The following is a 13,041-nucleotide window of genomic DNA, read 5'->3' as shown; positions in this document are numbered from 1 at the left end:
CCTTTTCCGCTCAGTGCTGGACGCCGAGGCGCGACTCCGCCGGTTTCGCGGCGTCGGGAAGCGCGGGCGCCGCCGCAGCGACCTCTTCGTCCGTGAGCGGGGTCGGCGTGCGCTCCAGGGCGACCTCGAGCACCTTGTCGATCCACTTCACCGGCACGATCTCGAGCCCGTTCTTCACGTTCTCGGGGATGTCCTGCAGGTCCTTGGTGTTTTCCTCGGGGATCAGGACGGTCTTGATGCCGCCACGCAGGGCCGCCAGCAGCTTTTCCTTCAGGCCGCCGATCGCGGTGACTTCGCCGCGCAGCGTGATCTCGCCGGTCATCGCCACGTCCGCACGCACCGGGATGCCCGTGAGGGCCGACACCAGCGCCGTCGTCATCGCGGCGCCCGCGCTCGGGCCGTCCTTGGGCGTGGCGCCGTCGGGCACGTGGATGTGGATGTCCTTCTTCTCGAAGTTCTCCTCCTTGATGCCCAGCATGCGCGCGCGGCTGCGCACCACCGTGCGCGCGGCCTCGACCGACTCCTTCATCACGTCGCCGAGCGAACCCGTGCGCTGGATGTTGCCCTTCCCGGGCATCAGCGCCGACTCGATCGTGAGCAGGTCGCCGCCGACTTCCGTCCACGCGAGGCCCACCACCTGGCCGACCTGGTTCTGCTTTTCGGCGCGGCCATAGGTGAACTTGCGCACACCGAGGAAGTCGTTGAGGTTCTCGGCCGTCACGACCACCTGCGGCGTCATCTTTTTCAGCTGCAGGCCCTTGACCACCTTGCGGCAGATCTTGGAGAGGTCGCGCTCCAGCGAACGCACGCCGGCTTCCCGCGTGTAGTAACGGATGATGTCGCGGATGGCGTCCTCGGTCACCGCGAGCTCTTCTTCCTTCACGCCGTTGTTCTTCATCTGCTTGGGCAGCAGGTACTTCATGGCGATGTTGGCCTTCTCGTCCTCGGTGTAGCCCGAGAGGCGGATCACCTCCATCCGGTCCAGCAACGCCGGCGGGATGTTCATCGAGTTGGACGTCGCCACGAACATCACGTCGCTCAGGTCGAAGTCGACCTCGACGTAGTGGTCGCTGAAGGTGTGGTTCTGCTCGGGGTCCAACACCTCGAGCAGGGCCGACGCCGGGTCGCCGCGGAAGTCCTGGCCCAGCTTGTCGATCTCGTCCAGCAGGAACAGCGGGTTGCGCGTGCCGACCTTCGACAGCGACTGCAGCACCTTCCCCGGCAACGCGCCGATGTAGGTGCGGCGGTGGCCGCGGATCTCGGCCTCGTCGCGCATGCCGCCCAGCGCCATGCGCACGTACTTGCGGCCCGTCGCCTTGGCGATCGACTGGCCGAGCGAGGTCTTGCCCACGCCGGGCGGGCCGACCAGGCACAGGATGGGCGCCTTCACCTTGTCCACGCGCTGCTGGACCGCGAGGTACTCGAGGATGCGGTCCTTGACCTTCTCGAGGCCGTGGTGGTCCTCATTGAGGACATCCTCGGCGTGCGACAGGTCGTGCTTGATCTTCGTGCGCTTGCTCCACGGCAGCGACGTGAGCACGTCGATGTAGTTGCGCACCACGGTCGCCTCGGCCGACATCGGCGACATCAGCTTGAGCTTCTTCAGCTCCCCGTCCGCCTTCTTCTTGGCGTCCTTGGGCATCTTCGCGGCCTTGATCTTCTTCTCGATCTCCTCGATGTCGGCGCCCTCTTCGCCTTCGCCGAGTTCCTTCTGGATGGCCTTGACCTGCTCGTTGAGGTAGAAGTCGCGCTGGTTCTTCTCCATCTGGCGCTTCACGCGGCCGCGGATCTTCTTGTCGACGTTGAGGATGTCGACCTCGCGCTCGATCTGCTCGAAGAGGTTCTCCAGGCGCTCCTTGACGTCGGCCAGGTCCAGCACGACCTGCTTGCTCTCGAGCTTGAGCGGAAGGTGCGCGGCGATGGTGTCGGCCAGGCGGCCCGGGTCGTCGATGCTGGAGATCGAGGTGAGGATCTCCGGCGGGATCTTCTTGTTCAGTTTGACGTACTGGTCGAACTGCTGCATCACCGCGCGGCGCAGCGCCTCGATCTCGGCGGACTTGACGTCGCCGCCGGCGGGGTCCTGAGGCGTCACGTCGGCCACGAAGTGCGATTCGCCTTCGGTGATCTTGTTGACGCGCGCGCGCTGCTGGCCTTCGACCAGCACCTTCACGGTGCCGTCGGGCAGCTTGAGCATCTGCAGGATGGTGGACACGCAGCCCACCTCGAACATGTCGCTGGTGGACGGCTCGTCCTTGGCGGCGGCTTTCTGCGCCACCAGCATGATGCGGCGCTCGGCCTCCATGGCCGCTTCCAGCGCCTTGATGCTCTTGGGCCGCCCCACGAACAGCGGGATGACCATGTGGGGGAAGACCACCACGTCACGCAGCGGCAGCAGGGGCAGCTGGATGGGTTCGGTGGGCAGGGGCGTGTGGCCGGACATTGGATTCCTTGTGTTCTCTAGCCCAATATGGACCGTTCCGGGCGGGTTTCAACCCGCGGTGATGCTGGACGCGGCGAAACCGCCGTCATTCCGTCATGCCTTCTTGGCTGCCTCGCGGTAGACCAGCAGAGGCGCCTTGCTCTCCTCGATCGTGGATTCGTCCACCACGACCTTGTCGACGTTGGCGATGTTGGGCAGCTCGAACATCGTGTCGATGAGCGACTGCTCCAGGATGGAACGCAGGCCGCGCGCGCCGGTCTTGCGGGCGAGGGCCTTGCGGGCGATGGCGCGCAAGGCGTTGGGGCGGATCTCCAGGTCGACGCCTTCCATCGCGAAGAGCTTGCCGTACTGCTTGGCCAGCGCGTTCTTCGGCTCCGTCAGGATCTGGACCAGCGCGTCCTCGGAGAGCTCCGCGAGCGTGGCGACGACCGGCATGCGGCCGACGAGCTCGGGAATCAGGCCGAACTTGATGAGGTCTTCCGGCTCGACCTCGCGGAACACGTCCGACAGGGCGCGCTCCTTCTTGGTCTTCACCGTCGCGCCAAAGCCGATGCCCGACGATTCCGTGCGCTGCTCGATGACCTTTTCCAGGCCGGCGAACGCGCCGCCACAGATGAACAGGATGTTGGTCGTGTCGATCTGCAGGAAGTCCTGGTTGGGGTGCTTGCGCCCGCCTTGCGGGGGCACCGAAGCCATGGTGCCTTCGATCAGCTTCAGCAGCGCCTGCTGCACGCCCTCGCCCGACACGTCGCGCGTGATCGACGGGTTGTCGCTCTTGCGCGAAATCTTGTCGATCTCGTCGATGTAGACGATGCCGCGCTGCGCGCGCTCGACTTCGTAATTGCAGTTCTGCAGCAGCTTCTGGATGATGTTCTCGACGTCCTCGCCGACGTAGCCGGCTTCGGTGAGCGTCGTCGCATCGGCCATCACGAACGGCACATCGAGCATGCGCGCCAGCGTTTGCGCCAGCAGCGTCTTGCCCGAGCCGGTGGGACCGATCAGGAGGATGTTGCTCTTGGCGAGCTCGACCTCGTCCTTCTTGGCCTTGTCCTTGTGGCGCAGGCGCTTGTAGTGGTTGTAGACCGCGACCGACAGGCTGCGCTTGGCCGCCTCCTGGCCGATCACGTAGTTGTCCAGGTTGGCCTTGATCTCCGCGGGCGTGGGCAGGTCGCCGCGCGCTTCGCGGTTTTCCTCACCCGTGGGCAGTTCATCGCGAATGATCTCGTTGCAGAGATCGATGCACTCGTCGCAGATGAAGACGGAAGGCCCGGCGATCAGCTTCTTGACCTCGTGCTGGCTCTTGCCGCAAAACGAGCAGTAAAGCGTTTTCTCGCTGGAAGAGCCTTTCTTGTCGGCCATGGATTCCTCAGGATGGGTTCCGGGTCAAATGATAGCGAAAACGCCAAGGCGCCTCCCGTAGGACGGGAAGCGCCGTTGCTGTGGAGCAACCTCGGATGGGAGCCTTACGGCCGGTGCGCGAGCACCTGGTCCACGAGGCCGTACGACTTGGCCTCTTCGGCGTCGAGGAAATAGTCGCGCTCGGTGTCGCGCTCGACTTTCTCCAGCGGCTGGCCGGTCTTGTCGGCCAGGATCTTGTTCATGATCGCCTTGGTCTTCAGGATGTCCTTGGCGTGGATCTCGATGTCCGTCGCCTGGCCCTGGGCGCCGCCCAGCACCTGGTGGATCATGATCTTCGAGTTGGGCAGCGCCACGCGCTTGCCCTTCGCGCCCGCGGCGAGCAGGAAGGCGCCCATGCTGGCGGCCATGCCGCAGCACAGGGTGGAGACCTGCGGCTTGATGAAGTTCATCGTGTCGTAGATCGCCATGCCGGCGCTCACGCTGCCGCCGGGCGAGTTGATGTACAGGAACACGTCCTTGTCGGGGTTCTCGCTCTCCAGGAAGAGCATCTGGGCCACCACGAGGTTGGCCGTCTGGTCGTTCACCGGCCCCACGAGGAAGACGATGCGCTCGCGCAGCAGGCGCGAATAGATGTCGTAGGACCGCTCGCCGCGCCCGGACTGCTCGATCACCATCGGGATCAGGCCGAGGCCGCGGGTTTCAAGTGCGCTCATGGAATGGGGGCTCCGTTCTTGACTGGGGTAACTGTATGCCAAAAGGAAATGGGGCCCGCGCGGCGAAGCGCAAGCCCCATTACGCGGTAAGGCCGGCGGCTTACTGCTGCTGCATCAGCTCGTCGAAGGAGACGTTCTTGTCCTTCACCTGGGCCTTGGCCAGGATGAAGTCCGTGACATTGTTCTCGATGACGATGGCCTCGACCTCGGCCAGGCGGCGGCGGTCGCCGTAGTACCAACGCACCACTTCGGCCGGCTTTTCGTAGCTGGCCGCGAGCTCTTCCACATGCTGCTTGATCTGGTCGGCCTTGGCTTCCAGGTTGTTCGTGCGCACCAGCTCGGCGACCACCAGGCCCAGGCGCACGCGGCGCTCGGCCTGCGGGCGGAACATGTCTTCCGGGATCGGCGCCTTGTCGGCGTCCTTCAGGCCGCGCTGCTTCAGGTCGGCGCGCGCCTGCTCGACCATACGGTCCAGTTCGGCCTGCACCACGGACTTGGGCAGGTCCAGCTCGGACTTCGCGACCAGCGCGTCCATCGCGGCCTGCTTGTTGCGGGCCAGCAGGCGGAATTTCACCTCGCGCTCGAGGTTCTTCTTGATGTCGGCGCGCAGGCCTTCCACCGTGCCTTCGGGAATGCCCAGCGACTTGGCGAAGGCTTCGTTCACCTCGGGCAGGTTGGCTTGCTCGATCTTCTTGACGGTCACGAGGAAGTCGGCCTGCTTCCCGGCCACGTCCTTGCCGTGGTAGTCCTCGGGGAAGGCCAGCGGGAAGGTCTTGCTCTCGCCCGACTTCATGCCGCGCGTGGCGTCCTCGAACTCCTTGAGCATCTGGCCGTCGCCGACGATGAACTGGAAGTCCTCGGCCTTGCCGCCCTGGAAGGGCTCGCCGTCGATCTTGCCTTCGAAGTCCACCGTCACGCGATCGCCGTCGGCGGCCGGCGCGTCGGCCGGGCGCTGCGCGAAGGTGCGGCGCTGCTTGCGCAGGATGTCCAGCGTCTTGTCGATGGCGGCGTCGCTCACCTCGGTGGCGAGGCGCTCGACTTCGGCCGTGGCCAGGTCGCCGATCTTCACCTCCGGGTAGACCTCGAAGATCGCGTCGAAGGCCAGCTGGCCGTCGGGGGCCCCGTCCTTCTCGGTGATGCGGGGCTGGCCGGCCACGCGCAGGTTGGCCTCGTTGGCGGCCTGGGCGAACGCCTCGCCCACCTTGTCGTTCATCACCTCGTAGTGCACGGAGTAGCCGTAGCGCTGGGCGACGACGTTCAGCGGCACCTTGCCCGGGCGGAAGCCGTCCATCTTGACGGTGCGCGCCAGGCGCTTCAGGCGCGAGTCGATCTCGTTCTTGATGACGTCCGCGGGAAGCGTGAGCGTGATCTTGCGCTCGAGCTTGTCGAGGGTTTCAACGGTGACGGCCATGGTGGTTCTCTTGTCTATGTGCGTGTGACTGGTGCGCGGGGTCGGACTCGAACCGACACGCCGGTGAAGGCGTCAGGACCTAAACCTGGTGCGTCTACCAATTTCGCCACCCGCGCTTGCCCCAATGGGAAAGCGGGCCCCGGTCACCCGGCGGCCCGCTTGCCATCGGCGAATCGCGAATTTTAGCCGACGGCGGGCACCGCGCCGTCGTCCCGGCGCAGGCCGGGATCCAGAGTCTCTTCTTCACCGGGCCGTTTGACCCGGAAACAGGCCGCGTACATGGCCGGCAGGGCCAGCAGCGTGAGGACCGTCGCAACGATCAGGCCACCCATGATGGCCACGGCCATCGGGCCCCAGAAGACCGAACGCGAAAGCGGAATCATCGCCAGCACGGCCGCCGCGGCCGTCAGCACGATCGGACGCAAGCGGCGCACGGCCGACTCGACGATCGCGTTCCAGGTCGGCACGCCCGCCGCGCGGTCTTGCTCGATCTGGTCGATCAGGATCACCGAGTTGCGGATGATCATGCCGAAGAGCGCGATCACGCCCAGCAGCGCGACGAAACCGAAGGGCCGGTTCAGGACCAGCAGCGCTCCCGCCACGCCCGCGATACCCATGAAGCCCGTCCCGAATGCCAGCAGCGAGCGGCCGAAGCTGTGCAGCTGGAGCATCAGGAGCGTGAAGGTGATGAAGATCGCGATGGGCAGGCCGACGGCGATGGAGCCCTGGCCCTTGGAGCTTTCCTCCACCGCGCCCGCGACCTGGATCGCATAGCCGATGGGCCACTTCTTCTCCAGCTCCTTCAGCTTGGGCAGCAATTCGTTGGTCACCGTCGCGCCCTGCAGGCCCTCGACGATGTCGCTCTGCACGGTGATGGCGTAGTCGCGGTTCTCGCGCCACATCACGCCCGGCTCCCACGTGAACGTGGGGCGCGCGATCTGCGTGAGCGGGATCGACTTGCCGGACGCGGTGGGCAGGTAGGCATTGCCCAGGTCCGTCAGCGCATTGCGCTCCTCCAGCGGCTGGCGCAGCACGATGTCGATCAGCTTGTCGCCCTCGCGGAACTGGCCCACCGGCGTGCCGGCGAGGATGGTGCGCGAGGCCTGCGCGATGGACTGGCTGGTGACACCCAGCGCACGTGCCTTGGCCTGGTCGACCTCGAGGCGCAGCACCTTGACCGACTCGTTCCAGTTGTCGTTGACGCCGCGCGTGTTGGGGCTGGCGCGGAAGACTTCCTTCACCTGGTCGGCGCGCGTGCGCAGCTCGATGGGGTCGGGGCCGACCACGCGGAACTGCACCGGGTAAGGCACGGGCGGGCCGTTGGGCAGCAGCTTCACGCGGCCGCGCGCCTCGGGGAATTCGGTGGCCAGCAGCGCCGGGAACTTCACGCGCAGCGTCTCGCGCGTCTTCAGGTCCTGCGGCATCACGATGAACTGCGACACGTTGGTCTGCGGGAACACCTGGTCCAGCGGCAGGTAGAAGCGCGGCACGCCGGAGCCCACCCAGGTGCTCACGCTGATGACGCCCGGCTCGGCCTTCAGGCGCGCCTCGACGCGCTTGGTCACCTCTTCGTTCGCGGCGAAGGACGTGCCCTCGGGGAACCAGATGTCGACCATGATCTCGGGCCGGCTGGAATCGGGGAAGAACTGCTGCTGCACCTTGCCCATGCCGACGATGCCGAGGAAGAACACGGCGATGGTGGCGCCTATGGTCTTCCAGCGGTGCTCCACGCACCAGTCCACGAGCTTGCGGAAGTTGCGGTAGAACGGCGTGTCGAAGTGCTCGTGGTGTTCGCTGGTGGGCGGCTTTTCCTTCAGCAGCGCCTGCCCGAGGTAGGGCACGAAGTACACGGAGACGAGCCAGCTCAGGACCAGCGCGATCACCGTCACCGCGAAGATCGCGAAGGTGTATTCACCGACGGTGGACTTCGCCAGGCCGATCGGCAGGAACCCCGTCGCCGTGATGAGCGTGCCCGTGAGCATCGGCATCGCCGTGATCTCGTACGCGAAGGTGGCGGCGCGGACCTTGTCGTAGCCCTCCTCCATCTTCCGCACCATCATCTCCACGGCGATGATCGCGTCGTCGACCAGCAGGCCCAGCGCGATGATCAGCGAGCCCAGCGAGATCTTGTGCAGGCCGATGCCCCAGTAGTCCATCGCCAGGAACGTGACGGCCAGCACCAGCGGGATCGTGATGCCGACGACGAGGCCGGGGCGCATGTCGATATACCAGCGCTTCCACAGCGGCAGCGCCGCGGCGTCGGGGCGCTTGTGCAGGCCCAGCGCGAGGAAGCTCACGGCCAGCACGATGGCGACCGCCTCGATCAGCGTGCGCACGAACTCGCCCACGGAGTTCGACACGGCCTTCGGCTGGTCCTGGATCTGCACGAGCTTGATGCCGGCGGGCAGGCCGTCCTCGATGCGATGGAACTCGGTCTTGAGCGACTTGCCCAGGCGGATGATGTCGCCGCCCTTGGCCATGGACACACCCAGCGCGATCACTTCCTTGCCGTCGTGGCGCACCTTCACCGAGGGCGGGTCGACGTAGCCGCGCTTGATCTCGGCGATGTCGCCCAGGCGCAATTGGTTGCCGGAGGTGCCGCGGATCGGCATGGCACGCAGCTGGCTCACGGCCTCGAACTGGCCGGCCACGCGCACCTGCACCACGTCCAACGGGGTCTGCACGGCGCCGGCGGATTCCACTGCGTTCTGCTGGCCCAGCTGCGCCAGCACCTGATTCAGGTCCAGGCCCAGCTCGGCCAGGCGCTTCTGCGAGATCTCGACGAAGAGTTTTTCATCCTGCACGCCGAACAGTTCGACCTTGGCCACGTCCTGCACGCGCAGCAGGTTCTGGCGCACGTCGTCGGCGAACTGCTTGACCTCCGCGTAGCTGTAGCCGTCGGACTCCAGCGCGTAGATCACGCCGTATACGTCGCCGAAGTCGTCGTTGAAGAACGGCCCCTGGATGCCCGGCGGCAGCGTGTACTTCATGTCGCCGATGTTCTTGCGCACCGTGTACCAGACGTTGGCGACATCGGTGGGCTTCGAGTTGTCCTTGATCTGGAAAATGATCTGCGACTCGCCCGGCTTGGAGTAGCTGCGGATCTTGTCGGCGTAAGGCGCCTGCTGCAGCGAGCGCTCGATCTTGTCGGTGACCTGCTCGGCCACCTGCTGCGCCGTCGCGCCGGGCCAGTAGGTGCGCACGACCATCGCGCGGAAGGTGAAAGGCGGGTCTTCGTCCTGCCCGAGCTGGAAGTAGGCGGCGAAACCCAGCAGCATCAGCACCACCATCAGGTAGCGCGTGAGCTCGGGGTGGTCCAGCGCCCACTTGGAGAGGTTGAACTTCTCCTTGGGCTGCACGTCGGTGCTCATCGCGGCCTCACTTCGAGACGGGTGCGCCGCCTTCGGTGGCGGCAACGGTCTTCGCCTGCTCCTGCGCGACGGCGTTGGCCGGCGCGGCCGAGCGCTCGCGGAAGATCGCGACCTTCTGGCCCGGCGACAGCACATGCACGCCGGCGCTGACCACCAGCATGCCCGGCTGCAGGCCCGACGCGATCACCGCCTCGTTGCCGTCGGCCGTGGCGATCACCACCGGCTGCGACTTCACCGTCATCGTCTGCTTGTCCAGCACCCACACGGCCGTGCCGTTGCCTTCCTTGCGCAGCGCGCTGGTCGGCAGCTTGATCACGGGCATGCCCTGCATGCTGAGCGCCTGCGGGGCAACGTACACCGTCGCGCCGAGCGGCACGTTCACCCCCGCGTCGAGCGAAACCTTGATCGGGTACGTGCGCGTAACGGGGTCGGCGGCGGCCGCCACTTCGCGCACCTTGCCCTTGACGTCGCGGTTGTCGGACCAGATGCGCACCGACACCTCGGTGCCGGCCTTGATCGCGGCGACCTTGTCCTCCGGCACGGAGAACACGACGTCGCGCGGGCCGTCGACGGCGACGCGAACGACCGTCATGCCGGGGTTCACGACCTGCCCCGACTCGGCTTCGACGGCCGTGATCACGCCCGGCGCATCGGCGACGAGGCTCGCGTAGGTAGCCTGGTTGCCTTGCGCGGCGAGCTGCGCCTTGGCCTGGTCCAGCTGCGCCTGCGCGGCCTTCAAGGTGGTTTCCCGGCGCTCCAGTTCCGCGCCGCTGATGAAGTTCTGCTCGCGCAGGGCCGCGTAACGCTTGAAGTCCGCCCCGGCCAGGTCGCGGTTGGTCTGGGCCGCATTCACTTGCGCCCGGGCCGCTTCGGCCGCCAATTGGTAATCGCGCGCATCGAGCTGCGCCAGCACGTCGCCGGCCTTCACGCGCTGCCCCACTTCGGCCTGGCGCTTGATGATCTTGCCGCCCACGCGGAAGCCCAGGCGCGACTCGACGCGCGGCTTCACCTCGGCCGCGAACTCGTGGCTGGCCTGGAAGGTGTCCACGCCGACGGTGATCACCTTGACGGAACGGATGGGCTCGGGGGCGGCTTCCTGCCGGGAGCAGCCCGCCAGGACGGCGGCGGCGACGGCCAGAGCCAGCGGGAGGGAACGGAGTCGGGGAGACATGGCAGTTTCTTTTCGGGAAAAGGGAGACGAGGGCAACCTTACTGACTGACTGGTTAGTAATCTAGGGGAACCGCTCAGCCTTGTCAAGCGACAATCCGCCGCCATGCCCGACCGTTCGCGCCCGGACCCCGCCCTGCTGACGCTCCTGGAAGGCGTTTCCCGGTCCTTCTACCTGTCGATCCGCCTCCTGCCGCCGGGATTGGGGCGGCCGGTGGGCTTGGGCTACCTGCTGGCCCGGGCATCGGACACCCTGGCCGATGCCCCCGGCGCCGGCAGGGCCGAACGGCTGGCCTTGCTGGACCGGTTCCTGGGCATGGTGCGCGGCGAGCGCCCCGCCGAACCCATCCGGCTCGACGCCGCCGAAACCCCGCAGGAGCGCCAGCTGCTGCAGGCGCTTCCGGCCTGCATGGGCGAGCTGCAGGCGCTCGACGAAGCGGATCGAGCCGACGTGCTCACGGTCCTGGGCCACATCACGCGCGGCCAGCGGCTGGACGTCGAGCGCTTCGGCGACGCTTCCGCCGCGAATCCGGCGTCGCTGGCGGACGACGGCGAGCTGGACGAGTACACCTACCTCGTCGCCGGCTGCGTCGGCGAGTTCTGGACGCGCCTGGGCTTGCGGCACGTCGCCGGCTTCGCCACCCTCCCCCCACCCGAGCTGATGGACCTGGGCAAGCGCTACGGCATGGCCTTGCAGCTCGTGAACGTGCTGCGCGACGAAGCGCAGGACCTCGCGACCGGGCGGCGCTACCTCCCCGCGGCGCGCGAACCGTGGTTCGCCAGGGCACGCGAGGGGCTCGAATGCGGCTTGCGCTATTCGCTCGCACTCGAAAGCAGGCGCATGCGCGTGGCCAGTGCATTGCCCGCCTTGATCGGCGCACGGACGCTCGCGCTGCTTCGGGCCGCGGGCCCGCGCGCCGCGCACGAACGCATCAAGGTGCCGCGCAGCGAAGTGCGCTGGCTCCTCCTGCGCGTGCTCCTGTCGCTGGGCAGCCGTGCGCGCATCGCACGCGAGTTCCGCGACGCGCTCGGCGACAATCGCCCGCGATGACGCCGCAGGATTACGTCCAGCAGAAAGCTGCCGCCTCGGGCAGCAGCTTTTATTACGCCTTCCTCTTCCTGCCCAGGCCGCGGCGCGCGGCGATCACGGCCTTCTATGCGTTCTGCCGCGAGGTCGACGACGTGGTCGATGAAGTGAGCGACCCGGGCGTGGCACGCACGAAGCTCGCGTGGTGGCGCTCCGAAGTCGCGAAGTCCTTTCGTGGCCAGCCCGAGCACCCGGTGATGCGCGCGCTCATGCCGTGCGCGCCGGACTACGGCATCGAGGAGCGGCAGCTGCAGGCGGTGATCGAAGGCTGCGAGATGGACCTGCAGCAGACGCGCTACCTGGACTTCCCGGGCCTGGAGCGTTACTGCCACCTGGTCGCGGGCATCGTGGGCGAGGTGGCGGCGCGCATCTTCGGCCAGTCGCAGCCGCAGACCACCGAATACGCGCACAAGCTGGGCCTGGCGTTCCAGCTCACCAACATCATCCGCGACGTCGGCGAAGACGCGATGCGCGGGCGCATCTACCTGCCCGTGAACGAACTGCAGCAGTTCGACGTGAAGTCGCAGGAGATCCTGGAGCGGCGCTACTCCGACCGTTTCACGGCGCTGATGAAGTTCCAGGCGGACCGCGCGCGGCGTTATTACGACGAGGCGCTCGCGCTCCTGCCGCCCGAAGACCGCCGTGCCCAGAAACCCGGGCTGATGATGGCCAGCATCTACCGCACGCTGCTGGACGAGATCGAGCGCGACGGCTTCCAGGTGCTGCACCAGCGCGTGAGCCTCACGCCGGTGCGCAAGTTCTGGCTGGCCTGGAAGGTGCAGGCCCTGGGGCGCCTCTAGCCGAGCAGTTCGCAGAGTTCCGTGAGGTGGCTCACGGTCACCTGCGGCTGCTGCTCGTGCGGCCACAGGTGGTCCGAGCGGTTCACCCACACTGCCTGCATCCCGGCGTTCAATGCGCCCAGCGCGTCCAGTGTCGCGTCGTCGCCGACGTGCAACATGTCCTCGGGCGTCACGTCCACCGCGCCGGCGGCGGCGTGGAAGATGCGCGGGTCGGGCTTGCCCACGCCGAACTCGCGCGCCGAGATGGCGGCGCGGAAGAACTCCGCGATGCCGACGCGCGCCAGGTCCGCGTTGCCGTTGGAGATGCTCACCAGCGGGAAGCGCGCCGCGAGGTATTCGAGCGCGGGGCGCGCGTCCTCGAAAAGGTCCACGCGCTGGCGCTCGGCGAAGAACACCTCGAACGCCTTGTCCGCCAGCAGCGGGTTCTCGCCGGCGCGGTACAGGGCCAGGCGGATCGACTCGCGCCGCACGGCGCTCAGGTCGTGCTTCAGTTCGGGCCGGTTGCTCGCCATGTAGTCGCGGATGTCGCGCAGCGCGCCCGGGCTGGAGAAGAGCGCGGCAGCCATGGGCGCGTTGTCGACGAGCCAGTCGTGCAGCACCTTCTCGGCGCGCTCGATCGTGGGCCAGATGGGCCACAGCGTGTCGTCGAGGTCGAGGCTGACGGCCTTGATCCGGGCAATGTCGAGCATTCA

General features: G+C 67.0%; 9 protein-coding genes and 1 tRNA gene. 2 read left to right on the top strand and 8 right to left on the bottom strand.

The window, feature by feature from the left end; translation table 11 throughout:
- Positions 1 to 10: 10 nt before the first annotated feature.
- From lon to WG903_RS10950, 7 genes are all read right to left on the bottom strand, one after another.
- Complete coding sequence (gene lon / locus WG903_RS10980; protein ID WP_340075201.1) at positions 11 to 2,440, bottom strand: endopeptidase La; 2,430 nt, start codon at positions 2,438 to 2,440, stop codon at positions 11 to 13.
- Between the two features lie 93 nt (positions 2,441 to 2,533).
- On the bottom strand, positions 2,534 to 3,799 hold the full coding sequence (gene clpX, locus WG903_RS10975; protein WP_340075199.1) for an ATP-dependent Clp protease ATP-binding subunit ClpX: 1,266 nt from the start codon (positions 3,797 to 3,799) through the stop codon (positions 2,534 to 2,536).
- A gap of 104 nt (positions 3,800 to 3,903) precedes the next feature.
- Positions 3,904 to 4,512: an ATP-dependent Clp endopeptidase proteolytic subunit ClpP gene (gene clpP, locus WG903_RS10970; protein ID WP_340075197.1), complete on the bottom strand. Its 609-nt coding sequence runs from the start codon at positions 4,510 to 4,512 to the stop codon at positions 3,904 to 3,906.
- Positions 4,513 to 4,612: 100 nt separating this feature from the next.
- Entirely contained in the window at positions 4,613 to 5,923 is a 1,311-nt protein-coding gene (gene tig / locus WG903_RS10965) for a trigger factor (protein ID WP_340075195.1), read from the bottom strand.
- A gap of 29 nt (positions 5,924 to 5,952) precedes the next feature.
- Positions 5,953 to 6,039 (bottom strand) — tRNA-Leu (locus tag WG903_RS10960).
- Between the two features lie 66 nt (positions 6,040 to 6,105).
- On the bottom strand, positions 6,106 to 9,294 hold the full coding sequence (locus tag WG903_RS10955; RefSeq protein WP_340075193.1) for an efflux RND transporter permease subunit: 3,189 nt from the start codon (positions 9,292 to 9,294) through the stop codon (positions 6,106 to 6,108).
- A 7-nt stretch (positions 9,295 to 9,301) separates the two neighbouring features.
- The gene (locus WG903_RS10950) at positions 9,302 to 10,465 is read right to left on the bottom strand and encodes an efflux RND transporter periplasmic adaptor subunit (RefSeq protein ID WP_340075191.1); all 1,164 of its coding nucleotides are present in this window, start codon (positions 10,463 to 10,465) and stop codon (positions 9,302 to 9,304) included.
- Positions 10,466 to 10,568: 103 nt separating this feature from the next.
- Here WG903_RS10950 and WG903_RS10945 point away from each other — a divergent pair, with 103 nt between their 5' ends.
- Together WG903_RS10945 and hpnD are read left to right on the top strand one after the other, a co-directional pair.
- Positions 10,569 to 11,513, top strand: a complete 945-nt coding sequence (locus WG903_RS10945; RefSeq protein WP_340075189.1) for a squalene/phytoene synthase family protein — start codon at positions 10,569 to 10,571, stop codon at positions 11,511 to 11,513.
- Positions 11,510 to 12,349, top strand: coding sequence for a presqualene diphosphate synthase HpnD (gene hpnD / locus WG903_RS10940; protein ID WP_340075187.1), 840 nt, complete (start codon positions 11,510 to 11,512; stop codon positions 12,347 to 12,349). The genes WG903_RS10945 and hpnD overlap by 4 nt, the downstream gene beginning before the upstream one ends.
- Here hpnD and WG903_RS10935 read toward each other — a convergent pair.
- Positions 12,346 to 13,038 carry an HAD family hydrolase gene (locus WG903_RS10935; protein ID WP_340075185.1) on the bottom strand — a complete coding sequence of 231 codons (693 nt, stop codon included), beginning with the start codon at positions 13,036 to 13,038 and terminating at the stop codon, positions 12,346 to 12,348. The two genes, hpnD and WG903_RS10935, sit on opposite strands and share 4 nt — an antisense overlap.
- Positions 13,039 to 13,041: the final 3 nt, after the last annotated feature.

The sequence above is a fragment of the Ramlibacter sp. PS4R-6 genome, assembly GCF_037572775.1.
In the GTDB taxonomy this organism is placed as follows: domain Bacteria; phylum Pseudomonadota; class Gammaproteobacteria; order Burkholderiales; family Burkholderiaceae_C; genus Ramlibacter.
The sequence above is the reverse complement of the archived record's forward strand: the minus strand, read 5'-3'. Positions and strand labels throughout refer to the sequence as shown.